The organism is uncultured Ferrimonas sp. (genome assembly GCF_947489035.1).
GTDB lineage: Bacteria > Pseudomonadota > Gammaproteobacteria > Enterobacterales > Shewanellaceae > Ferrimonas.
This window is the reverse complement of record NZ_CANLCI010000025.1, coordinates 30,158-53,173: the sequence shown is the minus strand read 5'-3', so window position 1 is coordinate 53,173 and position 23,016 is coordinate 30,158. Positions and strand designations below refer to the sequence as shown.

Annotated in this window: 22 protein-coding genes; 11 read left to right on the top strand and 11 right to left on the bottom strand. The window is 57.2% G+C overall.

Annotated features, from left to right (window positions below; all coding sequences use genetic code 11):
* Positions 1-71 precede the first annotated feature (71 nt).
* The gene (locus Q0796_RS14135) at positions 72-467 is read right to left on the bottom strand and encodes a MaoC family dehydratase (RefSeq protein ID WP_298444321.1); all 396 of its coding nucleotides are present in this window, start codon (positions 465-467) and stop codon (positions 72-74) included.
* Complete coding sequence (phaC, locus tag Q0796_RS14130; RefSeq protein ID WP_298444319.1) at positions 464-2,233, bottom strand: class I poly(R)-hydroxyalkanoic acid synthase; 1,770 nt, start codon at positions 2,231-2,233, stop codon at positions 464-466. The genes Q0796_RS14135 and phaC overlap by 4 nt, the downstream gene beginning before the upstream one ends.
* Positions 2,234-2,629: 396 nt before the next feature.
* Between phaC and arsB the strand changes: the two genes are divergently transcribed.
* The 3 genes from arsB (at position 2,630) to arsJ (ending at position 6,206) form a co-directional block, all read left to right on the top strand.
* The gene (gene arsB / locus Q0796_RS14125; protein WP_298444334.1) at positions 2,630-3,658 is read left to right on the top strand and encodes an ACR3 family arsenite efflux transporter; all 1,029 of its coding nucleotides are present in this window, start codon (positions 2,630-2,632) and stop codon (positions 3,656-3,658) included.
* 12 nt (positions 3,659-3,670) lie between these two features.
* The gene (locus Q0796_RS14120; protein ID WP_298444317.1) at positions 3,671-4,678 is read left to right on the top strand and encodes an ArsJ-associated glyceraldehyde-3-phosphate dehydrogenase; all 1,008 of its coding nucleotides are present in this window, start codon (positions 3,671-3,673) and stop codon (positions 4,676-4,678) included.
* Positions 4,679-5,000: 322 nt separating this feature from the next.
* The gene (gene arsJ / locus Q0796_RS14115) at positions 5,001-6,206 is read left to right on the top strand and encodes an organoarsenical effux MFS transporter ArsJ (protein WP_298444316.1); all 1,206 of its coding nucleotides are present in this window, start codon (positions 5,001-5,003) and stop codon (positions 6,204-6,206) included.
* A 53-nt stretch (positions 6,207-6,259) separates the two neighbouring features.
* Here the strand turns inward: arsJ and Q0796_RS14110 are convergent, their stop codons facing one another.
* The 4 genes from Q0796_RS14110 to Q0796_RS14095 all read right to left on the bottom strand — a co-directional run bounded on the left by Q0796_RS14110 (position 6,260) and on the right by Q0796_RS14095 (position 11,151).
* Positions 6,260-8,647 carry an EAL domain-containing protein gene (locus Q0796_RS14110; protein WP_298444314.1) on the bottom strand — a complete coding sequence of 796 codons (2,388 nt, stop codon included), beginning with the start codon at positions 8,645-8,647 and terminating at the stop codon, positions 6,260-6,262.
* Positions 8,648-8,650: 3 nt separating this feature from the next.
* Positions 8,651-9,682 carry a spermidine/putrescine ABC transporter substrate-binding protein gene (locus tag Q0796_RS14105; protein WP_298444312.1) on the bottom strand — a complete coding sequence of 344 codons (1,032 nt, stop codon included), beginning with the start codon at positions 9,680-9,682 and terminating at the stop codon, positions 8,651-8,653.
* Between the two features lie 118 nt (positions 9,683-9,800).
* A complete protein-coding gene (locus tag Q0796_RS14100) occupies positions 9,801-10,898 on the bottom strand; it encodes an HAD hydrolase-like protein (RefSeq protein WP_298444310.1) in 1,098 nt (365 codons plus the stop codon).
* 34 nt (positions 10,899-10,932) lie between these two features.
* Positions 10,933-11,151, bottom strand: coding sequence for a hypothetical protein (locus Q0796_RS14095; RefSeq protein WP_298444308.1), 219 nt, complete (start codon positions 11,149-11,151; stop codon positions 10,933-10,935).
* 159 nt (positions 11,152-11,310) lie between these two features.
* Between Q0796_RS14095 and Q0796_RS14090 the strand changes: the two genes are divergently transcribed.
* Both Q0796_RS14090 and Q0796_RS14085 read left to right on the top strand, forming a co-directional pair.
* On the top strand, positions 11,311-13,641 hold the full coding sequence (locus Q0796_RS14090) for a helicase-related protein (RefSeq protein WP_298444306.1): 2,331 nt from the start codon (positions 11,311-11,313) through the stop codon (positions 13,639-13,641).
* A gap of 66 nt (positions 13,642-13,707) precedes the next feature.
* On the top strand, positions 13,708-14,250 hold the full coding sequence (locus tag Q0796_RS14085) for a prepilin-type N-terminal cleavage/methylation domain-containing protein (protein WP_298444304.1): 543 nt from the start codon (positions 13,708-13,710) through the stop codon (positions 14,248-14,250).
* 8 nt (positions 14,251-14,258) lie between these two features.
* On the opposite strand, the gene Q0796_RS14080 is transcribed toward Q0796_RS14085, so the two are convergent.
* Complete coding sequence (locus Q0796_RS14080; RefSeq protein WP_298444303.1) at positions 14,259-14,795, bottom strand: DUF4136 domain-containing protein; 537 nt, start codon at positions 14,793-14,795, stop codon at positions 14,259-14,261.
* A gap of 199 nt (positions 14,796-14,994) precedes the next feature.
* On the opposite strand from Q0796_RS14080, the gene Q0796_RS14075 reads away from it, so the two are divergent.
* Positions 14,995-15,870, top strand: a complete 876-nt coding sequence (locus Q0796_RS14075; protein ID WP_298444302.1) for a DUF1684 domain-containing protein — start codon at positions 14,995-14,997, stop codon at positions 15,868-15,870.
* Here the strand turns inward: Q0796_RS14075 and Q0796_RS14070 are convergent.
* Complete coding sequence (locus Q0796_RS14070; RefSeq protein WP_298444301.1) at positions 15,852-16,022, bottom strand: hypothetical protein; 171 nt, start codon at positions 16,020-16,022, stop codon at positions 15,852-15,854. The two genes, Q0796_RS14075 and Q0796_RS14070, sit on opposite strands and share 19 nt — an antisense overlap.
* On the opposite strand from Q0796_RS14070, the gene Q0796_RS14065 reads away from it, so the two are divergent.
* Positions 16,021-16,170 (top strand): hypothetical protein, encoded by a 150-nt coding sequence (locus tag Q0796_RS14065; protein ID WP_298444300.1) that lies wholly within the window; start codon positions 16,021-16,023, stop codon positions 16,168-16,170. The two genes, Q0796_RS14070 and Q0796_RS14065, sit on opposite strands and share 2 nt — an antisense overlap.
* 2 nt (positions 16,171-16,172) lie before the next feature.
* On the opposite strand, the gene Q0796_RS14060 is transcribed toward Q0796_RS14065, so the two are convergent.
* Positions 16,173-16,439 carry a DUF2960 family protein gene (locus tag Q0796_RS14060; RefSeq protein ID WP_298444298.1) on the bottom strand — a complete coding sequence of 89 codons (267 nt, stop codon included), beginning with the start codon at positions 16,437-16,439 and terminating at the stop codon, positions 16,173-16,175.
* A 141-nt stretch (positions 16,440-16,580) separates the two neighbouring features.
* On the opposite strand from Q0796_RS14060, the gene Q0796_RS14055 reads away from it, so the two are divergent.
* Together Q0796_RS14055 and Q0796_RS14050 are read left to right on the top strand one after the other, a co-directional pair.
* A complete protein-coding gene (locus tag Q0796_RS14055; protein ID WP_298444297.1) occupies positions 16,581-16,871 on the top strand; it encodes a hypothetical protein in 291 nt (96 codons plus the stop codon).
* A gap of 477 nt (positions 16,872-17,348) precedes the next feature.
* The gene (locus Q0796_RS14050; RefSeq protein WP_298444295.1) at positions 17,349-17,852 is read left to right on the top strand and encodes a DUF308 domain-containing protein; all 504 of its coding nucleotides are present in this window, start codon (positions 17,349-17,351) and stop codon (positions 17,850-17,852) included.
* A 78-nt stretch (positions 17,853-17,930) separates the two neighbouring features.
* Here Q0796_RS14050 and purD read toward each other — a convergent pair whose 3' ends face one another.
* Both purD and purH read right to left on the bottom strand, forming a co-directional pair.
* A complete protein-coding gene (gene purD, locus Q0796_RS14045; RefSeq protein ID WP_298444293.1) occupies positions 17,931-19,208 on the bottom strand; it encodes a phosphoribosylamine--glycine ligase in 1,278 nt (425 codons plus the stop codon).
* Between the two features lie 215 nt (positions 19,209-19,423).
* Positions 19,424-21,016, bottom strand: a complete 1,593-nt coding sequence (gene purH, locus Q0796_RS14040) for a bifunctional phosphoribosylaminoimidazolecarboxamide formyltransferase/IMP cyclohydrolase (protein ID WP_298444292.1) — start codon at positions 21,014-21,016, stop codon at positions 19,424-19,426.
* A 296-nt stretch (positions 21,017-21,312) separates the two neighbouring features.
* On the opposite strand from purH, the gene zntR reads away from it, so the two are divergent.
* Positions 21,313-21,717 carry a Zn(2+)-responsive transcriptional regulator gene (gene zntR, locus Q0796_RS14035; RefSeq protein WP_298444291.1) on the top strand — a complete coding sequence of 135 codons (405 nt, stop codon included), beginning with the start codon at positions 21,313-21,315 and terminating at the stop codon, positions 21,715-21,717.
* Positions 21,714-22,958, top strand: a complete 1,245-nt coding sequence (locus tag Q0796_RS14030; RefSeq protein WP_298444289.1) for an SO_0444 family Cu/Zn efflux transporter — start codon at positions 21,714-21,716, stop codon at positions 22,956-22,958. Before zntR ends, Q0796_RS14030 begins: the two co-directional genes overlap by 4 nt.
* Positions 22,959-23,016 lie beyond the last annotated feature (58 nt).

The window sequence follows — 23,016 nt, the reverse complement described above, 5'->3', positions numbered from 1 at the left end:
AACGGGAGCCGCAAGGCTCCCGTTTTGTTGGTGCGATTCCGGCCACTCGCGCTCGCCAGCAGCCATTGGCGTTAGCCGTAGCGCACCACCGCTTCCCCCTGCACGCAGGGCAGACCCTCTTTATTCAACACTTCGGTGGTCAGGGTGACGATGGGTTTGTCGCTGCGAATGTCGCTAACGGTCACGCGGGCGGTTACCCCATCGCCCACGTACACCGGCCGCACAAACTTCAGCGTTTGCCCCAAATAGATGGTGCCGTCGCCGGGCAGGTGCTGCCCCAACAGCGCCGAGATCAAGCTCGACAGCAGCATGCCGTGCACGATGGGGCGCTTAAATGGGGTTTGGGCGGCGTAGCCAGCATCCAGATGCACCGGATTGCGATCCTCGGACAGCTCGGCAAAGGCGGCCACCTCGGCGCTTGCAAACACCTTGCTCAGCTGGGCCGTTTGGCCAACGTATAGGCTCATGCCACGTTGTCCATGGTGCTGGCTAAGCGCTTCATTACGTAGCTGCCTGGGGCGTTATCGAGGCTGTCGTCCAAGGTGCGTGCCGCCACCGGATCCAGCACATTCCGTTCCGCCAGCCAGCCCATCCAACTGGGCCACCACGAACCCGCTTGCTGCTGGGTTTGCGCCAGCCACTGCTCGGCATCCAGCTCGTTGCTGCCCGCGCCAAGGTAGTGGTTGTACTTGCCCCCTGGCGGGTTCACGATGCCCGCTACGTGGCCGGATTCGCCCAAGATAAAGGTTTTGTCGCCGCCAAGCTGCTGCATGCCGCTGTAGGTGCCTTGCCACAGCGCGATGTGATCCTCGACGGTGGAGACAAACAGGGTGGGCACTTTAATTCGGCTCAGATCGATGCCAACCCCACGCACGGTAAAGGCATCGGCTTGCATCAGTTCATTGTTCAGGTAGAAGCGGCGCAACATGGTGTTGTGGTTCTTGCCGCTGACGTTGGTGTTGTCGCAATTCCAGTGGAGGATATCGAACGCCACTGGGCTTTTGCCCTTGAGGTAGCCATCGATGTAGTAGTTCCAATAGAGGTTGTTCTCTTTCAGTAGCGAGAACGCCACCGCCAATTGACGGCCATCCATGATCCCCTGCTCCAGATTTTGCTGCTCCAGCGCGCTCACCACGGTGTCGTTGATGAAGGCGCCCAGTTCACCGGGTTGGCTGAAATCTAAGATGGTGGTGAAGAAGGTCGCCGATTTGATCCGCTGCTTCATCCGCTTGGCGCTGGCATAGGCCATGGCACAGGCTAACGCGGTGCCACCGATGCAGTAGCCGACGGCGTTGATCTCGGTTTCGCCGGTCAGTTTTTCGATGGTTTCGGTGGCGCTCAGCACCCCATCCACCACGTAGTCATCGAAATCGAGTGCTTGATGGCGTTCGTCGGGGTTCAGCCACGAGATCATCATCACCGTGTGGCCCTGATCGACCAAGTATTTCACCATCGAATTGCGCTGCTGCAGATCCAAGATGTAGTACTTGTTGACGAACGGCGGCACGATCAGCAGCGGCCGCTTGGCCACTTGTTCGGTGCTGGGGCTGTATTGCAGCAGTTGATACAGCTCGGTTTGATGCACCACCTTGCCGGGGCTCACCGCCAAATCGCGGCCCAATTGGTAGGCGTCGCTGTCGGTCATGCTGACGTTCAATGCGCCAGCGCTTTTCAGCAGATCTTGGCTCAGTTGCTCCATCCCTTTACGCAGGTTGTCGCCGCCGGATTCCAGCGTTAACTGCAGCAGTTCTGGGTTCGAGCCTAAGAAGTTACTGGGGGCCATGGCGTTAACCGCTTGGCGGGTAAAAAATTGCAGCCGCTGGCGGCTGGCTTCGTCCAGATCGTCGATGGCATCAATGCTTTGCTGCATCTGCTGGGCGGTAAGCAGGTAGGATTGCTTGATGTAATCAAACCACGGTAGCTCGCTCCAGCGTTCGTCACCAAAGCGTTTATCGCCGCGCTGGGGCTGCACCAGCGGTTCAACCGGTTGGCCGCCGTGGCGGAGCATGGTGTTTTGAAATAACTGCAGCTGCGATTGCCACCACTGCAGCTGTTGCTCCACCATGGCTTGTGGCTGTGCGCTGGTTTTTTCAATCGCTTGATTGATGTCTTGCACGCTTTGCTGCAGCACCGCTTGGCTGGCGAGTTGACCCTGCCCTTGGGCCAGATCCATAAAATGTTGGTTGCACTGCAACAGACTGTCGAGCAGCTTTTGGTACGATCCATTGTCCATCTTGCGTCCCTTATAAAGTTCCGCCCAGTACTTACGCCGCAGTGGTGCGCGTAGACTCCAACTCGGTTTTCTCAACCGCTTTCGGGGCAAATTGATTCCCAGTGTTCCCGCTCAGGGTAGTCGCCGTTAATGACAGCGCGTTGACGAGTGTATGTAATCATTGTGCATTGCACAATTTGCCACCAGCGCAGCTGCGGTTGGCGCTTATTGTCCGATAACAAGTGGCTGGGTTAGCGCGGTGATGATCATCAAATTGTCATTGAACATATGGAAAATCGAATATATGATTCGTGATATATATTAATTTCCATATATAGCTGTATTGTGGCTGCGGTGGCGCTGGGCGAATCCCACTCCTTGGATAGCGGCCCAAGCCAGCAGATAAGAGAGTATTTCATGGGGCTGTTTGAACGTTATTTGTCGCTGTGGGTGGCGCTTGCCATTGCGGTTGGGGTGGCATTGGGCAGCGTGATGCCAGCAGCAGTAGCACAGTTGGCACAGTGGCAACTGGCGCAGATCAACCTGCCGGTGGCGCTGCTGATCTGGTTAATGATTTTGCCAATGATGATGCAGATCGATTTCGGTTCGCTGCAGCAGGTGCGGCGGCAGCCGCAAGGGTTGTTGCTAACGGTAACCGTTAACTGGTTGATTAAACCCTTTACCATGGCGGCGTTAGCTTGGCTGTTCTTCGAGGGGTTCTTTGCCGATTGGGTTGATCCGGCAGACGCACAGCAGTACATCGCTGGGATGATTTTGTTGGGGGTGGCGCCTTGCACCGCGATGGTGTTTGTTTGGAGTCAACTGACGAAGGGCGATCCGGCCTACACCTTGGTGCAGGTGTCGATCAACGATCTGATCATGATGCTGGCGTTTGCGCCCATTGCGGCGTTATTGCTGGGGGTGTCCGACATCTTGGTGCCGTGGTCAACGTTGATCCTCGCGACCGTGCTGTATGTGGTGCTGCCGCTGGTGGCAGGGGTGTTGCTGCGTCGCTGGCTGCTGGCGCGCAGTGCCGCGGCCTTGGATGGCGCCATTGCACGGTTAAAGCCGTTGTCGATGTTGGCGTTGCTCAGTACAGTGGCGCTGCTGTTTGCCTTTCAAGCGCCAACGTTGTTGGCGCAACCTCAGGTGATGGTGTTGATTGCCATACCGTTGCTGCTGCAAAGTTACGGCATCTTTGCGCTGACTTACTTGGCCGCCAAACGCATGGGCTTGCCCCATCGGGTGGCCGCCCCAGCGAGCATGATTGGCACCTCAAATTTCTTTGAATTGGCGGTGGCGGTGGCCATCGCGTTGTTTGGATTGCACTCCGGCGCGGCCTTGGCCACGGTGGTGGGCGTATTGGTTGAAGTTCCGGTGATGTTGAGTTTGGTGGCCTTTGCCAATCGCACTCGGCACTGGTTTGCCCAACCCGTTACTCAATAAGGAAAGCGACACATGACCATTAAGGTAGGCATTAACGGCTTTGGCCGCATGGGACGGTTGGCACTGCGCGCGGCGTGGGACTGGCCAGAGTTTGAATTTGTGCAGATCAACGATCCGGCGGGCAACGCCGAATCGGCCGCGCACCTGCTGGTATTTGATACCGTGCATGGCCGCTGGCAGCACGACGCCCACGCTGAAGGCAACGCCATTGTTATTAACGGCCACAGCATCGCCGTCAGCAGCAACAGCAGCTTGGAGCAAACCGATTGGTCTGGCTGCGACATTGTGATTGAAGCCTCGGGCAAGTTTAAGCGCAAAGAGGCGCTGCAAGCCTATCTGGATCAGGGCGTTAAGAAGGTGATTGTGACCGCGCCGGTGAAGCAAGAAGGGGTGCTGGATGCGGTGTATGGGGTTAACCACCACTGGTACGACAAAGAGCAGCATGACATCGTGACCGCGGCATCCTGTACCACCAACTGCTTGGCGCCGGCGGTGAAGGTGATCCATGAACAGTTGGGCATTAAGCATGGTTCGATGACCACCATTCACTCGATCACCAACACCCAAACCATTTTGGACGCGCCCCATAAAGATCTGCGCCGGGCCCGCGCCTGCGGCGAGAGCTTGATCCCCACCACCACCGGATCGGCCACCGCCATTACCCACATCTTCCCTGAACTGAAAGGGCGCTTAAATGGCCACGCGGTGCGGGTACCGCTGTGCAACGCCAGCCTCACCGATTGCGTGTTTGAGCTGGAGCGTGCCACCACCGTGGCGGAAGTGAATGCGCTGCTAAGCGACGCCGCCAACGGCGAACTGAAAGGGGTGCTGGGCTTTGAAACGCGGCCGCTGGTGTCGGTGGACTACCGCACCGATCCCCGCAGCTGCATCGTTGATGGGCCGTCAACCATGGTGGTGAACGACACCCAGTTGAAGATGTACCTGTGGTATGACAATGAGTGGGGTTATGTAAACCGTACCATGGAGCTCGCCAAGTACGTCTGTCAGCAAGGGCTTTAATGCTTGCTGTTTGAGCGCGCTCGTTACTTGTGCGGATCGCTTGCCCATTGGGCGCATTGCGGCGTCATGGTTTGCCCTCGAAGCGGTTATTGGCACTCGCCAACGCCCACTTCTGTGGGAACCAATCCTGGCACTGCATCCCAATGGGCTGCGCTTGTTTTGAGGGATCGCTTGCCCATTGAGCGCATTGCGGCGTCATGGTTTGTCCTTGAAGCGGTCATTGGCACTAGCCAACGCCCACTTCTGTGGCAGCCAATCCTAACTGCGCATCTCAAACCGCTGCGCGTGCTGACGCTGACCGTTTATTGATATTGAGAGAACCATGATTCAAACCGTTGCTGGCCTCAGTCGCGAGGTCAAACAGTACCTGTTGGTGACCTTCAACTACTGGAACTTCACCTTAACCGACGGCGCGTTGCGGATGTTGGTGGTGTTGCACTTTCACCAATTGGGTTACTCCCCGTTGGCGATCGCCATGCTGTTTCTGTTTTATGAGATCTTTGGGGTGATCACCAACTTGGTTGGCGGCTATCTGGGGGCACGGCTGGGGCTGAATCGCACCATGAACGTGGGCTTAGGGCTGCAGGTGTTGGCGCTGCTGATGCTGGCGGTGCCGTCTTCGATGCTAAGTGTGCCTTACGTGATGGCGGCGCAGGCGCTGTCGGGCATCGCCAAAGATCTGAATAAGATGAGCGCCAAAAGTGCGATTAAAACGCTGGTGCCAGCAGAACAAAGCGGCGCGTTGTATCGCTGGGTGGCGCTGCTGACCGGCTCGAAAAACGCCCTTAAAGGGGTGGGTTTTTTCTTGGGCGGGCTGCTGTTGGTTACGGTGGGGTTTCAGGGGGCGATGCTGTTGATGGCCTCGCTGTTGCTGCTGGTCTTGTTGCTGAGCCTGCGCTGGCTTGGGCGTGACATCGGCAAAGCCAAAACCAAGCCGAAGTTTCAGCAGATCTTCTCGCAATCTCGCAGCGTTAACATTCTCGCCGCGGCGCGGCTGTTTCTGTTTGGTGCCCGCGATGTGTGGTTTGTGGTGGCGTTGCCGGTCTATCTGGGCAGCACCTTTGGTTGGTCGCATCTGGCGATTGGCGGCTTTTTAGCGTTGTGGGTTATCGGCTACGGCGTGGTGCAAGGGCTGGCGCCGAAGATCACCGGCCAACAACACAGCCCCGATGGCCGCGCGGCGCTGTTGTGGGCGCTGCTGTTGTTGCTGGTAACGGTGGCCGTGGCTGCGGCGGTGCAATTGCAGTGGCAACCTCAAGCCACCATTGTGATCGGCTTGCTGCTGTTTGGTGCTGCCTTTGCCATCAACTCCAGCGTGCACTCCTTCTTGATTGTGCATTACGCCGGTGCCGATGGGGTGTCGCTGAACGTGGGCTTTTATTACATGGCCAATGCGATGGGGCGGCTTATCGGCACGGTGTTGTCGGGGCTGGTGTTCCAGTGGGCGGGGCTGGCGGCCTGCTTGTGGATCTCGGTGCTGTTTCTTGGGGCAACCGCTTTGATCTCGTTGTGGTTGCCACGGCGCTGATCGCTGCCACCTTACCGTCGACAACAAGCCCAGCATTGCTGGGCTTGTTTGCATCAAGATAACGGCAATTCGGCGGGGCGGCAGTCAAACCCTTGCAGCAAGGTGTGCTGCAACTGCGCCAAGGGCATTGGTTTGCCAAGGTAGTAGCCCTGCACTTTGTCGCAGCCACATTGTTGCAGGTAGTGCAGCTGCTCCTCGGTTTCGACCCCTTCGGCCACCACCGACAGTTGGTACAGCCGTGCCAGCGATAAAATGATGTCCAACATCGATTGTTCGTCGGTTTTCTGGCCCGCCAGCTTATTCACAAAGGTGCGGTCAATTTTAAGCACATCAACCGGATAGCTGGCCAGCTGATTAAAGGCGGTGTAGCCGGTGCCAAAGTCATCCAGCGCCAGTCTTACCCCAAGCTGCTTTAACCGCGCCAAAATGGCGTGGCAATCGGCGTCGTCCGCCACCAAGCTGGTTTCGGTGATCTCCAACTCAATCTTGGCGGGATCCAGCTGATAGCGCCGCAGCAGCAGCGCCAGATGTTCTGGAAACTGATGGTTATGCAGTTCGACCGCAGAGATGTTGATGGCAATAAAACCGTTAAATTGTTGCATCAGCTGCAGCTGCAACAGGTGTTGCATCGAATGCTCGAGCACCCACAAATCAATTTGGTGGATCAAGCCGGTGGATTCGGCCACCGGAATAAATTGATCCGGGCCAATCCCTTGCGAGGTTAACTGCGGACAGCGCAGCAGCGCTTCAACCCCTAAGATCTGCAGGCTGTTGGCGTCGCAAATCGGCATATACACCAGCTCAAACGCGTTGCGTTGCAGCGCTTTGGCCAAGGTGGTTTCTATCAGCTGTTTTTGCTGCAGGCTGGCTTCAATATCACTTGAGAAAAACTGGTAGCTGTTTTTCCCTTGGGATTTGGCCTGATACATCGCCGCATCGGCGTGGGCGATTAAGGTGTGGGCATCAAGGCCATCGTCGGGATAGATGGCGATGCCAATGCTGGCCTGCACATTATGGCGGGTGCGATCGACCTTAAAGCCGTTGTTAAAGAGGCGATTGATCCGCTCTGCCACAATCGACACATCGGTGGGGTTGCTGATGTCGGTGAGCAGCACCGCAAACTCATCACCGGCCAGCCGAGCCAAGCTGCGATCGTTATGCCCCAGTGGCGTAACCGTATCGCTGGCGCGCACCACTTGCTGCAGCTGCTGTGAAAAACGCTGCAGCAGCCGATCGCCAATGGTATGGCCGTGCTGATCGTTAACCCGTTTAAAGTTGTCTAAATCGATGTACAGCAGCGCCAAGCGTTGCTCGGGCTGGTGCTGCAACCGTGGCAACACCCGCGATAACCACTCTTGGAAGCTGCGGCGATTGGCTAGGCCGGTCAGGGGATCAAAGGTGGCCAGCTGCTGCATCTGCTCCATCAGGCCAAGGTAGGCATTGTTCAGGTGCGACACTTCGTCGTCGTTGTTCATCGGCGCCAGTTGCACTCCGCCGTTAATGCGGGAGTGATTAAGGCGTTCGGCCAGTTCGTTGATGGGGTTAACGATCTGCGAATGGATAAGCCAGCGCTGGACAAAGAAGCACAGCAGGATCATCACCAACAGCAGCCGAGTGATGTTGGTTTGGATCTGCGCCAATTCCGCCTCTAATACTTCGTAATCGATGCTCAGTCGCAACTGATAGAGGCGGTGGCTCAGCACCAACTGCAGCTGTTCCATCTGTTGCTCGCTGGCGATCCCAGTGCGTAATAAGGGATCGGCGGGCAGCAACTGCAACTGGGCATGTTCCCCCAGCTGCTGCTGAATTGTGCGTTTCAACTTGTTGAAGCTGGCGAGGGTTGCCCGCTGCAAAATTAAGAAGTTGTCGTTGAATTGCGGGTTGCCGATCTCCTGCGGCAACGACGGATTAAACTGCTGTGCCAAGGCGTACTGGGCGTTACCGCGGCCATCGGCGCTGATCGCTTCGATCGGCACCAGTGTGCGTTTCTCCTTAATCGATTGCAGTGCTTGCTGGCTGATGTTGTCCGGCAGCGGCAACAGCTGGCGGGGGCCAAAAGGCGATTGCTGATCCGCCGAAAGCCAAATTTTGCCGTCGGGGCCGATCAACTGAAACGCCTGCACCCCAAAGCCATTTTGTTTATTGATGGCGATGAAGTTAAAGATCTGCTGTTCAATGGTGTAGATGCGATAAGCCGACTGTGGTGCCAGCATAAAATCGACCGCGGTGCTGCTTTTCAACTCCTCAACCAAGCGGCTGCGGATGCCCTTTTGCTCCAACTGGATCTCTTGCTGGGTGTAGCTCAGTTGGCGCTGCCATTTTTCGCCCAAAGACAATTTGGCTTGTTGGACAAAGGCGTAATACACCAACAGGCCAGCAATCAAAAAGACCGCGGCGATCACCGGCAGCAAGATGTAGTTCAAACGATGCACTAAACGCATGGATCACCTCAAGCTGTAAACGATGCGGTTACGCAGGCGCAAGACATCTGCTGGCAGTAACCGAAAGTGATGGCTCTTGGCCAAGACATGCTGCGGTGGGAACAGCTCGGGATCGGTGCGGTAGGCGTGGCTGGCCAGTGGCAATGCGGCTTGATTGGGGGTGGCAAACCACATGGTTTCGGCGTTGTCCGCCGCCACCTTCGGCTGATGAATAAAGCGCAAAAATTGGCGGGCGTTGGCGGCGTGTTTGGCGCCGCGGGGAATGGCTAAGCATTCGGTCCACAAGGTGGTGCCTTGTTCTGGCACCACGTACTGCCAATCGGGCTGTTGTAAGGTTTTTCGCAGCATGTGCGCCTCGCCAGAGTAGCCGACCGCCATGGTCATGCCGCTGTTGGCGCCATACTCAACGGCGTAGCTCAGGCCGACCCCGTAATCCTGCACAAACCGTTGCTGTTGTTGCAGCAACAGGTGCGCTTGTTTCAGCTGGCTTACGTCGCTGCTGTAGGGCGGGTAATTCAGCGCCAACAGCGCCAACGACACCGCATCAATCGGATCGGCGTACATCACGATGCTGCCTTGGTGCTGTGGCGGTGGCGTAAACAGCTGTTGCCATTGGCTGATGCTGTTGCGGTTACCGCGATAGAGGATCCCGATGGTGCCCCACGCATAAGGCAGGCCATAGTCGCCACAGGCCGCCATGGTATGGGGGTGTAGCATTGGCGCCAATTCCGCCCGCAGTTCGGTTAACTCTTGCAAGAACCCCTGCTCGGCCAAGATGTGGATGGAGGCGTCGGCCACCATCACTAAATCGTGGCCACGAGCGCGGCCACTGCTGATCACCCGATCCCGAAACTCTTCTTCGGTAAAGTAGCTTTGCTGCACATGTTGGTTGCTGAATTGCTGATACTGCTCAATCACCTGTGGCGCCATAAAATGCGGCCAGTTATACAGGTGCAGATCCCCCGCGCTGGCGCAGGTGCTAAACCACAGCGCGCACAGGAAACTGACATGGCGTAGAGCAATCGGGCTGTTCAATTTGATCGTGATCTCAACTCGGCATAACGGGCTGAAGAACGTTCAGCCCTATAAGATCGCCACTATAACGTCAATGGTTCATTGGCCGTAGAATGAGCTGAATAGAGTTTGAGCAAGATCACAGAGCACCCCCTGGTTGCTCTTTCGCCAACGACACCGAGTTGAGCTGCCAGCTGGGCAGCACTTGATGGTGCAGGGCGCGGAGCTTGCTGAGCGATTGATGACCGGCCGCCACCAGCAAACAATCGATCCCCAGTGCGGTGGCAACCTCAAGATCGTGATCGGTATCGCCAATTAAGATGGTGTTGCTGGCGGCCACGGTACTGTGCTGCAACAGCGCTTGGCCCCGAGCCAGTTTGCTGTGGGCATGGTGATTGTCTAAGCCGTAGACGTGGTCGAAGTGATGGGCAATGCCGTGATGCTCTAAGCATTGCTCCAAGCTGTGCTGGGCGCTGGCCGATAAAATCGACTGGGTAGCCTGACGTTTCAGTTGGGTAAGCAAAAAGCCACAGCCCGGATGCAGGTGCAACTGATGGCGGCGGGCTTGGTAGCCTTGGCCAAATTGGCTGCAGATCCAATCAAAGCCGGCGTCATCAACGGCAAAGCCAAGGTGCTGATAGTACGCCACGACCGGATGGCAAAACTGATCACGATATTGGTTCAGATCCGTTAACGGCAATTGCCGCTGTTGCAGCATCTGGTTTACCAGCGTTACGGCCAACGGCGCGTCATCCACCAAGGTGCCATTCCAATCCCAAATCACATGCTGATAGCGGCTCAGTTGCTGTTGCAGTTCGACCCATTGGCACACCTGGGCAAACAGCTGAGGTTGGATGCTGGGGTGGGCAAAGTGGCGGGCGGCGGGGGCGTGACTTACGTGTTTCACTGCGGCCATTTCGCTGTGGGCGGGCAGTGGCCCCAGCTCGCTGACTTCAGCGATGCACAACAAGCCGGATTGGCGCTGGCCGTGTTGATCTACATGGTAGAGCTCGATGGGATCCAGGCGGAATTGACGGGCGCCGGTTTCCTCTTGCAGCTCGCGGGCGGCGGCTTGCAGTGGGGTTTCATCGGCTTCGATTTTGCCACCGGGAATGTCCCATGTGTCGCGCTGTTGGTGGCGGCACAATAACCATTGCTGTTGATGGCGTGCCATCACCACCACAAAGTGGATAGGCGCAGTGGCCGCAGTAGGCCAAGAAGAGTAGGACAGGTGCATCGATAACCGACAGGCTGAATAAGCGAGGCGGCTTTTATACCACCGCGAGCAATTTGCGTCCAAGGTAGCTGGCCACGCCGTTAACCGCTTCCTGTTTAAGATCAGGATTGGGCTTATTCGGCGGGGTAACGTCGGCGTTGGCGGATTTTACGTTGCTGTGATCGCGGCCGGTTTGCCCAGGCAGCACGCAGTACTCATCAGGCACCAGCTTGTGGTAGCTGTTGTGGGCAAGATTGAGCAAAGGCGTTGGCATAATAGGATCTGGCTGTCAGCAAATGAAACCGAATCGTAACAGATCCGTGGCTAAAACACAGCCATCGCTGCTGCAAAAAACAGCGCCATAGGCCGCAGAATTTGGCATTGGCGCCGACTCTGCCACAATGGCGTTATTGTTCATTTGGTTGCCGTTGTTATGTCTGTTGCTCTGCCCATCGATCCATTAAAAACTGAATTCTTATCAGCACTTAGCCAGCACCATTTGGTGGTAGAGGCGCCAACCGGATCGGGTAAATCCACCCGCTTGCCGCTGTGGGCAGCCGAACAAGGGCGGGTGCTGGTGGTGGAGCCGCGCCGGATCGCCTGCACCGCCTTGGCGCAGTTTGTGGGGCAGGGGCGCGACGACATCGGCTACGCCATTCGTTTTGATAACAGCGTTACCGACGCCAGCCAAGTGGCCTTTGTTACCCCAGGGGTGGCCTTGCGTTGGTACAGCGAAGATAAGCTGGCGGGCTTTCGCACCATCATCATTGATGAATTTCACGAGCGCCGCTGGGATACCGATCTGCTGCTGGCGCTGTTAAAGCGCGGCAACGAGCATCGATTGGTGCTCACTTCCGCCACCGTAGATGGCGAACGCTTAGCGCAATTTTTAGCGGCCCAACGGCTGCAGGCGGATGGCCGCACGTTTGCGGTCAGCATCAGTTACCACAGCAGCGACAGCTACGCCCTGCCCAACGATCAGCAGCTGCTCAGTCGACTCAAACGTTGCCTCGAGACCGCCTTAGCCAACCACAGCGACAGGGGCGACATCTTGGTGTTTCTGCCCGGTCGCAAAGAGATCAGCCAAGCCCAAGCCAGCTTAGCCGCCCAGTGGCCAGAGTTACTGGTGCTGCCGTTGCACGCCAGCGTCAGCAAAGCCGAGCAACAGTTGGCCCTGCAAGCGCAACCCCAGCGGCGCATTGTCTTGGCCACCAATGTGGCGGAAACCTCGTTAACCATTCCTGGCGTCACCTTGGTGATTGATACGGGCTTGGAACGCCGCACCAGCCAGCGCAATGGCCGCACCGTGCTGGGGTTAACGCGGATCTCGGCCGCCTCGGCGGCGCAACGGGCTGGGCGGGCAGGGCGAGTTGCCCCCGGGCGCTGCATCCGCTTATGGGGGCAACATGCGCCGCTGGAAGCGTTAACGCCACCGGAGCTGCAACGGGAAGAACTGGTGGAACCGATGCTGGCCGCGGCCAGTGCTGGCGCCGTGTTGGCGCAGTTGCCCTTTGTTGATCCGCTGCCCGCCAAATCGCTGCACCTCGCACAGCAGCGGTTGCAGCAGATGGGGGCGATTGACGACAACGGCGCTATTACGCCCCACGGCCAAGCGCTGTTCCCGCTGCCGATTGATACGCAGTTTGCTCACCTGATCAGCGCCATGCCCGATCGCGGTTGCCAAGAGGCGATGGTGGATCTTGCCGCGGCGTTGTCGATTGGCCAACGCTTATGGCAGGCGCCAACATCCGACGTCGGATGGCAAGCGCTGCAACAGTGGCAACCGCTGCCGTGTGATGGGGTGACCTTGGTGCAGCTGCTGCGCCAAACGCCACCGCCAGCATTGAATGTGGACGCCCATGCCCGCGCCGAAGCACGGCAGATGGCCAACCAAATACGGGCGGCGTTGGCGTTACCGCAGTTGCAAGCCGCCTCTTACTTGGATCGAGAACCTTGGCTGCAAGCGATGCTGGCGGCGATGCCCGAGCTGGCGTTTGTGCGCCGAGCCAAACGGCGCGAAGCGCTGGGCAACGGCAGCATCGAGGTGCAGCCGAGCCGCGAAAGCCGCTTTAGTGACGACGCTGAAGCGGCGTTGGTGCTAGACCAGTTTGCGCTGCCCGGCCGTGGGGTGCGGCAAACCTTGATCCTAGCCACCTGCATGATGCCAATTGGCTTGGCGCGCTTATGCCAAGCCGATCTTGGCCAAGAGCAATTAAGCCCACGCCGAGCGGATGAGCAGGGGCAACGTCTGCACGAACGGCTTTATGCGGGGCGGGTGATCGGCACCGACTGGCGTCGCCCCGCCGGAGAGTTGGGGTTCGAGCTGATGGTCGAGCAGATCCTTACCGACAAACTGCTGGCGCCGGCGGGCTCGGTGCTGGCCAATGATGCCCGCGCTTGGGCGCTGTATCTGGGGCTGGGGGAAGCACAGGGCGAGCCCATTGACGTGACGGCGTGGTTAACGGCAAAGCTGCAACAACTTGGGGTGGAAAGTCGTGACGATCTGGCGCTGATCGAGGTGGCGGATCTGAAATTCGAAGGGGTGCCCCAGTGGCAACGGGAGGAGCTGGCACAAGGGTTTCCCCACCAGTTGGCGTTGCCGGATCTGAACCTAAACGTGGAATACGCGCCGCGGGGGAAAGTGGTTACCTTGGTGTACGCCAGTGGCCGCCGCAAAGGCGAGCCGAAACGGTGGGAGCTGCCCAGCTGGCAAGGTTGGCGGATCCGATATCGCAAAGCCAGCCGTGTGGTCGAGGTGCGTTAAGCCCATCATTTACTATACCTTTAGTAACAGAGAAAACGGCGAGAGCGGCCGTAACGGAGTACAGCAATGGCAAAGGAGCCAGCCATGAAGGCGCGCGGTTTTACCTTAATTGAGTTGGTGGTGGTGATCGTTATTTTGGCGATCTTAGCGGTGGTGGCGTTGCCCAAATTCATCAACCTGTCCCAAGATGCCGAAGAAGCGGTGTTTGCCGGCACCTACGGCAGCTTTCGCAGCGCCGTGCAGCAAACCCACCTGTGCTGGCGCTTGCGCGCCGAAGGCGCGGATGTGGAAAACCTAACCTGTGGCAACGATGCGGAGCTGAACTCGGTGGATTACAACGCCCAAGGTTATCCGGTGGGCACGCTGGAAGGCAGCGGCACCAAATCCATTGGCAATCAGCACGATTGCCTGCTGGTGTGGCAAGGGGTTATCGATAGCGACGTTGGGATCTGGTCGGCTTCGGAAACTCGCCCACCGGCCGTACCGAAAGACCAAGCCTTGATCGAATCGGATTACATCGGCAGCCAACGGTGCCGGTTTAGCTTAATTTCCGACAGCAACAGCGCGTTTGAATACGACAGCGTTAACGGTACCGTGTTGCGGTTATAACCGTTAACTCACTTGTTTGCGGTTGGGGGAAACTGCCCCAACAGCTGCTGCACCGCCGCTGAGATCTGCGCGTTACGTTGGCTGGGATCTTGATTGGCGCGCAGGCGCAGTTCATCTTGGCCCCGCCACAGCAGTTGGCCGTTTTGCACCATATCCAGCTGCACCAACAACACTTGCTGTTCATCGTCGCCAATGGGAATGGTGACCCCACCGCTGATCCCGCCACTGCTGCCAAAACTGCCTGCCCCTAAGCCAATCTGCAGCCCCGACTTTGCTGGGCGCGTGGCTATGTGACCTTGGTAAAACAAGGTGATGCCATCGCTGCTTTCGTGTGGTTGCTGTTGCCAGCCTCGATGTTGTAAGTGTTGGCTAGCGGCGGTGCGGATCCGCTGCGCCATCAAAGAGTCGGCCTCAGGGCTGGGGCTGGCCAAGGTAAAAGCGCGGATCTGGCTAAAGTCGGTGCCGGCTTGATAATCCACCTGCGCTGAGGGGCTGGCGCAACCCAGCAGTAAGCTGAGTCCGATCATCATCAATGGCATTTTCATGGTGTGCTCCTTCATGGCCGTTGGGAATGCAGTGATCAACCGTGACACGCTATTGAGTGTGGCACCATTGCCGCCGGTTGGCTGAGAACGGGCGGACGCAGCAACGGCAACCCGTAACGACAATCCGCAAGAGCTGGCTGCTGTGCTAGGGATTACGCTATGGTGGTTGCAGCAACCAAAGATGATGCAAGGAGTGCACATGAAAATCGGGGCTGTGGCGCTAATGGCGTCCGTCACCTTGCTGTTAAGCGGCTGTTTTGGCGGGTTAACCGAAGCCCAGCAGCAAGATCATAAAGCGTGGATGGAGTGGCGCAGCGACAACGACAACGCCGCTCGGGATCCCAACCGTTCCTTTTTGAATATTCGCGATGCCACTTACCTGCAAACGGGTGAATCGGCGTGGTTATTGAGCACCGCAACCGCCGAGCAGATCCGCTGGCGCGAGCGCAGCGAAGGCTTAGATTTTGGCTTAACCCACAGGGGGGAGCGTGCCGACATCGTTTGGCATCACAGCAGCCATCAGCTGGAGGCTGGGCAATCGATTGAATTGAGTGAGCGGTTATTGGTGTCGGTGGGGGATCTGTATAACGGCGGCATGCGCGCCTTTATTCGCGATAAGCGCCATCCGTTGCTGGCGTCTTTTGCAGGCTATCAGTTCTTCCCTTACAACGGCGATGCCAAGGTGCTGGCTCAATTTACCCCGACCGAGGCCACTCCGGTGCTGTTTCAAACGGTGCAGGGGTTAACCAATCGTTTCTATCGAATTGGCTTGCTGAACTTTGATTGGCAGGGGCAGCAGATCACCATGCCGGCTTACCACAGTAAGCCGCAGCCGCCGTTTGATTCGTTGATCCTGTTTTTCAAAGATCACACCAATGGCGAGCAAACCTACGGCGGCGGCCGCGAGCTCTATCTGGAGCTGACGCAGCCTTTAAGTCAGCCGATTGCCATCGACTTTAACTACAGCGTTAACTTCTATTGTGCGCGTTCTACCTTCTGGAACTGCCCGATCCTGCGGGATCCGCCGTTAAGCGTGGCGATCACCGCGGGCGAAACCTACCACAAGACGCCGTAAGCCAAGCCGACCGTTGTGGTGGCCAAGGCCGCCGCCACAACGGCGGCACACTTTGCCGCACAAGCCAGCAAAACTTTGATCTGCATTGGGGATTGGCCGTTACAGCGGTGGCAAGCTAAGGGGGTTGCCACCAAGGCGTAAGGAGCGGCCATGACCACCTCTTCATTCTCGTTCGCACTGCAATTGATCATCGGCATCGCCGTGATCGCCTACCTGCTGATCCCGAAAAAAGCCTCCACCAGCGTGCACGCTAAGCGTAACAGCGGCACTAAGCGTAAGCGCAGCAAGAAGCGCCACTGAGCTCAGTCGGCGTCGCGGATCACTTTCACTTCGCTGAAGCCCAGCTTTTTAAAGTAGTTATCGCGAAAATCCCGATGGGATTTTTTGTCGCGAGTGCTCATCTGCACCTGATGTTCCAGATCTTGGTACTGACGAATATCAAAACCTTCTGCTTTGGCAGCGGCTTCGAACATGCTTTGGTGCTTGTCGTTGGCGTAGCCGACGGTTTTGGTGACGCCGTTAAAGGTGTATTGCAAGGTTAAGGCCACGGGGAACTCCAACTCTGCCATTGGGCAGATCATAACGGTTAAAGGGCAAGTTTATAGCGGGCGCGAATGATGCCACAAAAAGATCACCGGCTCATCACGCAGTTCTGATTTGATGGTCCAGAATAGTAGGCGGAAGGAAGTCAGGGTAAAGGAGGGCATCACATGAAAGTGCAAACACGGCAGTTTGACCTAGTGCAAACAGACTCAGCAATCAGCCACGTCTCGGTGGATCCCAGCGGCTTTGTGTTTGTTGATATTGGTCCTGGTAAGCGGCAACACAGCGCCTGTTTTGAACAGCTTAATTTCAGCCACGATCTGCTGGCACACACCACCACCATCGGCAGCAGCCAAAGCCACGAACCGTGGCAATTAACCTTGTCGGATCAAGACGCAGGCTACCTGCTGCGCTTGATGGGCGATGTGGATAGCCAACTGGCGACCCTGTTGCCATAAGCACAATTAAGGTGGCTGGACGGGGCATGAGTTGGGCTCGTTTAGCCACGTTTTAGTGGGCAGGGGTTAGATCAAACTAATTGATATTTAAGTTAAAGTGATTGGCCAAATTGTGACCATGCACGCTAAGGTCGCATTCCTTCGGCATTGGTCGGGGTGGTATAAACTAGATAAGGCGAGAGTGGTTTGGAGCCAGCTTCTGCGGTGTGACAACAATGTCACAATGGCCAAGGGAACTAGAGCCAAAAAATTCTGGTCGAAAGAGACAGGGAAGCGGAGTGCATGGCGGCGCCAAGGTTGTCGATAAACTGTACAGGCTTGGCCTGTGTCGTAGTCTGGTCGGATTAAATATCAGTAATTTACTGCCGATCTATTGTTCATGCGCCTTCGGACACACTTCTCTAGCAGAGGTACTGTGCCCGCATTTGCCCTGTGGCAAGATGCAATTTTTTACACTGTGGATGGTGGAGTAGTGGTATGAAAAACTCGTCTGGTCGTAGTGATCATACGTTTGATCGTCTGGCAGGGATCGCACTGCTGGTAGTGGGTGGTATTTCAATGTTATCGCCTGATTTCTCAAGCCAAGTGCTTGAGAAGTTGTTCGCGTTGGGGCTGCTTGGTGGCGGCATCTACTTTATGGTGACGTCGGAAGGGGCGCTAAAAATCATTGGCGCCATTATGCTGCTGTTCACTGGCGGAAGCTTATTGGTTAATGGTGGGGCAGGCATTGGCGTGATGACCTTAGCCATCGGCTTGTACTTCTGTTACAGCGGCTGGAACCTGATGAAGCAAAGTGAAGGTGACGAAGAGGGCAAATGGTTGCGCTTAAATGGCACCGTTACCTTGCTGCTGGGAGTCATGGCGTTGTGGCAGTGGGGCGATGCCACCACCACCGCATTAGGCGTGATCGTTGGTCTGAAGCTGCTGATGTTGGGTGTGTATCACAACACCAAAGCGAACTTGCTGGCCAAAGCCGCTTAAACGGTGGTGTCAGCCATAAAAAAACGGGTCAGCATGCTGACCCGTTTTTTGTTGCCCTAAGGGCGGAGGGGACGACGGTTACTGTTCCCGTGCAATCGCGCGGTAGGCGATGTCGCGACGAGTAAACATGCCATCCCAACTGATCTGATCCGCCAACTGGTAGGCGAGTTGCTGCGCTTCCGTTACGCTGTGACCCAAGGCGGTGGCACATAACACGCGGCCACCAACGTTAACTATCTCACCTTGCTGCTCGGCAGTACCGGCGTGGAACACCTTCTCGCCGTCAAGGTAGTCGTTACGCAGGCCAGCAATGGCAAAGCCTTTGCGGTAGCTGGCTGGGTAGCCGCCAGACGCCAACACCACACCCACGGCGGCGCGTTGATCAAACTTGGCTTCTTTGCCGGCCAGTTCGCCTTTGGCGCCGGCCAAACACAACTCAACCAGATCCGATTGCATCCGTAGCATGATTGGCTGGGTTTCGGGATCGCCAAAGCGGCAGTTGTATTCGATCACTTTGGGGGTGCCGTCGGCATCAATCATCAAGCCCGCGTAGAGGAAGCCCTGATACGGGTGGCCTTCGGCCTTCATGCCATCAACGGTTGGGCGGATCACCTCGGCCATGATGCGATTGTGGATTGCGGGGGTAACGACAGGGGCAGGGGAGTACGCGCCCATGCCACCGGTGTTCGGGCCAGTGTCGCCGTCGCCAACCCGCTTGTGATCCTGACTGGTGGCCATTGGCACAATGTTGTCGCCATCCACCATCACAATAAACGAGGCTTCCTCGCCCTCTAAGAACTCTTCAATCACCACCCGATGGCCCGCATCGCCAAAGGCGTTGCCTGCCAGCATGTCTTTGATGGCGGCTTCGGCCTCGGCCAGAGTCATCGCCACGATCACCCCTTTGCCCGCCGCCAGGCCATCGGCTTTAACCACAATCGGCGCGCCCATCTGGCGCACATAGGCCAGAGCGGGGTCAATTTCAGTGAAGTTTTGGTAAGCGCCGGTTGGGATGTGATGACGGGCCAAGAAATCTTTGGTGAAGGCTTTTGAGCCTTCCAGCTGCGCCGCGGCGGCCGTTGGGCCAAAGATGGTGAGATCCGCCGCCACAAAGGCGTCTACTACGCCATCCACCAGCGGCTGCTCGGGGCCAACGATGGTCAGCTCGATCTGATGCTCTTGGGCAAAGGCCACCAGTGCGTCATTGCCGCTAACCGCTACGTTTTGCAGCTTGGGCTCGGTAGCGGTACCGGCGTTACCCGGTGCTACATAGACGGTGGTTACCGCCGGATTCTGTGCCGCTTTCCATGCCAGTGCGTGCTCACGACCGCCGCTGCCAATAACCAGTACGTTCATGTTTCCGTTCCTTGTTAACAAAGCAGAAGTCGGGACAGGTCCCGACTTACGAAAAATTGTTTAGGTTTCTTGTTTCGCTATCCGCTCTTCGAGCATAGCTGTGTGGCTAGCAGTGCTAGGATTGGCTTCCGCAGAGCGCCGAGTTTGCTGGTGCAAATGAGGCGCTCGAGGACAAGCCATGACGCCGCAATACGGCCACACAGCAAGCGACACCCTTAATGCTTGAAGTGGCGCATGCCGGTGAACACCATCACCATGTCATGCTCGTCTGCCGCGGCAATCACCTCTTCATCGCGCATTGAACCGCCGGGCTGGATCACGCAGCTGATCCCCGCCGCGGCGGCAGCATCGATGCCGTCGCGGAACGGGAAGAAAGCGTCGGATGCCATCACCGAACCCGGTACGGTTAAGCCTTCATCGGCGGCTTTAATGCCGGCAATTTTGGCGGAGTAGACGCGGCTCATCTGGCCTGCGCCGACGCCCACGGTCATGCCATCTTTGGCGTAAACGATGGCGTTGGACTTAACGTACTTGGCCACCTTCCAGCAGAACATCAAATCGGTCAGCTGTTCGGCGCTTGGTTGGCGCTTAGACACCACTTTAACGTCGTCGAGGTTGACCATGCCTTGGTCGCGATCTTGCACCAGCAGGCCGCCGTTCACGCGCTTGATGTCGAACTCGGTGGTTTTGTTGTGCCACTGGCCGCATTCCAACAGGCGTACGTTTTTCTTCTCGGCGACGATCGCTTTGGCTTCGTCAGCGATGCTTGGGGCGATGATCACCTCGACAAACTGACGCTCAACAATGGCGCTGGCGGTGGCCGCATCCAGTTCGCGGTTAAAGGCGATGATGCCGCCAAAGGCGGAGGTTGGATCGGTTTTAAAAGCGCGATCGTAGGCTTCCAGCAAGTCGTCGCCCAAGGCCACGCCGCAAGGGTTGGCGTGCTTCACGATGACGCAGGCAGGCACATCGAACTCTTTCACGCATTCGAGCGCCGCATCAGTATCGGCGATGTTGTTGTAAGACAGCGCCTTACCTTGCAGCTGAGTGGCGGTGGCTACCGAGGCTTCCTGCACGTTTTCTTCTACGTAGAAGGCGGCGCGCTGGTGGCTGTTTTCGCCGTAACGCATGTCCTGCTTCTTGGCGAACTGCAAGTTAACCGTGCGTGGGAATACGGACTCTGCGTCGCCTTCTTTGTTGGCGCCGTGGCTTGGCACCATGGTGCCGAAGTAGTTGGCGATCATGCCGTCGTAACCGGCGGTGTGTTCAAAGGCAGCGATGGCTAAGTCGAAACGGGTGTTGTAGCTCAGTGAGCCGGCGTCGGCGTCCATCTCGGCGATCACGCGCTGGTAGTCGTTGGCGTTCACCACAATGGCCACGTCTTTGTGGTTCTTAGCGGCAGAGCGCACCATGGTTGGGCCGCCGATGTCGATGTTTTCGATGGCGTCTTGGCGGCTGCAATCGGGCTTAGCCACGGTTTGAGCGAAGGGATACAGGTTAACCACCACCATGTCGATCGGCTTGATGCCGTGTTCCGCCATGATCGCGTCGTCTTGATCGCGGCGACCAAGAATGCCGCCATGAACTTTCGGGTGCAGGGTTTTTACGCGGCCATCCATCATCTCTGGGAAGCCGGTGTAGTCGGACACTTCGGTGACGGGCAGGCCAGCCTCAGCCAGCAGGCGGGCGGTGCCACCGGTAGACAGCAGCTCAACGCCACGTTGGGTCAGCGCTTGGGCAAACTCAACGATGCCGGTTTTATCGGACACGCTTAACAGGGCGCGGCGGATCGGACGGGGTGCGTTCATAGGGGTACAGAGTCCTTGTGCAAGGTGGTGCTCATACTGACGTTCTTACTGACGTCTGTGATGAGGCAAGGAAGATACTTCGGCAACGGCCGCGGGGGTGGCGTTTGGCGAAATACCCTCGGGTGGTGCTGACTTACCCTAGGTTGATGCGCGCGTATTCTACGCAAAAGTGTGACCGAATTCAGTGTTAAATCATTTATAAAACAGTTCGTTCTTATTTTTGCGGCAATGACGGTTGACCTTAGACCCAACCCTAAGGTTTATACTTGAACACAGGTTTGAAGAGGGAGTGGGCTATGTACCGCATTGGGCAGTTAGCCAAGCAATATCAGATTAATGCAGACACCCTGCGTTACTACGAAAAAAACGGCTTGCTGGTGCCGAGCAGTCGCAGCGACAGCGGTTACCGCTTCTACAGTGACGACGACGCCAAACAGCTGCGCTTTATTTTGCGGGCGAAATCGGTGGGGTTCTCGCTGATCGAAATTCAAGAGCTGCTGAACATCGATAACAATCGCGCTCAGTGGGCCTGCAAGGATGTTAAAGGCATGGTGGAAGCCAAGGCCGATGTGATCCAAACCAAAATCAACGAATTGATTCAATTTCGGGATTCGCTGCAAGGGTTGGCGAAAGCCTGCTGTGGCGGGCCGGAAAGTGCCGAACACTGCTCCATCTTAGATGCCCTAGAGGAAAGCGCATGAATACCTTACTGGCGCTGGGCGCCAACTTTCTCGATCTGTTTTTAGACTCGGCACCGTGGTTGCTGCTGGGGTTGTTTATGGCCGGCATGATCAAGATGTTTGTGCCGATGAGCTGGATGGAGAAACAGCTGGGCGGCAACGGCATTAAGCCCACGGTGAAAGCCGCCTTATTTGGGGCGCCCTTGCCGCTGTGTTCCTGTGGGGTGATCCCCGCCGCTGTTGGTTTACGCCGTTCTGGGGCATCGAAAAGTGCCACCACCTCGTTCTTGGTGGCGACCCCGGAAACTGGGGTGGATTCGGTGTCGGTCTCGTATGTGTTGTTGGGCCCCTTTTTGGCCATTGTGCGGCCGATTGCAGCGGTAACCTCGGCCATCGTGGCGGGGTTATTGGTTGGCCGTGATGATGAGCCGCCAAAGCAAGGTCCTGCGCCAACCAGCTGTTGCAGCAGCAAAGCTGAAGCGGCGCCTAAGCCAGCAACCAGCTGTTGCAGCAGCAAAGCCGAAGCGGCGCCAAAGCCAGCAACCAGCAGCGGTTGTTGCAGCAGCAAGAAACCGGCAGCAACCTTTACCCCAATGGCGGCAACAGCGAGCGCCACCATGGCAACGCCGAAGCCGGTGGCCAAGGCGGCCGCGGGCGGTTGCTGTGGCAGTAAGCCAGCCGCGCCGAAAAGCAAAACCGTGGGTCAGAAGCTGCTGGCGGGGATAGCGTATGCCGCCGACGATCTGGTGAAAGACACCATGGTGTGGCTGATGGTTGGCTTGTTCTTTGCCGCGCTGGTGAACACCTTCGTGCCGGCCACCTTCTTGGCCCAGTGGGGCAGTGGGGTGATAGCGATGCTGGTAATGGTGCTGGTGTCGATCCCAATGTACATCTGCGCCACGGCGTCGACGCCGATTGCTGCCGGATTGCTGCTGGCGGGCGTATCGCCGGGATCGGTATTGGTGTTTATGATGGCTGGGCCAGCAACCAACATCGCCACGTTGGGGGTGGTGCGTAACGAACTTGGCAAGCGGGCGCTGTGGGCCTATCTTGGTGGCGTTATTGGTACAGCAATGGTGTTTGGTTTTGCGGTGGATTGGGCCGTGGTTCAGTTTGCCATTGAAGTGATGCCGCTGGTCGGCGACGAGCACCGCATGCTGCCAACCGCCTTGGTGTACGGCAGTGGCCTGCTGCTGGCGGTGTTGATGATGAAAGGGTTGCTCAGCAAGTTGCCAGCGCGACTGGCTACGACCACCCCTTAATCCGTTAGCATGATCCCATAAGGCGGCCATTAGGGCCGCCTTTTTACTGTTAAGGAGA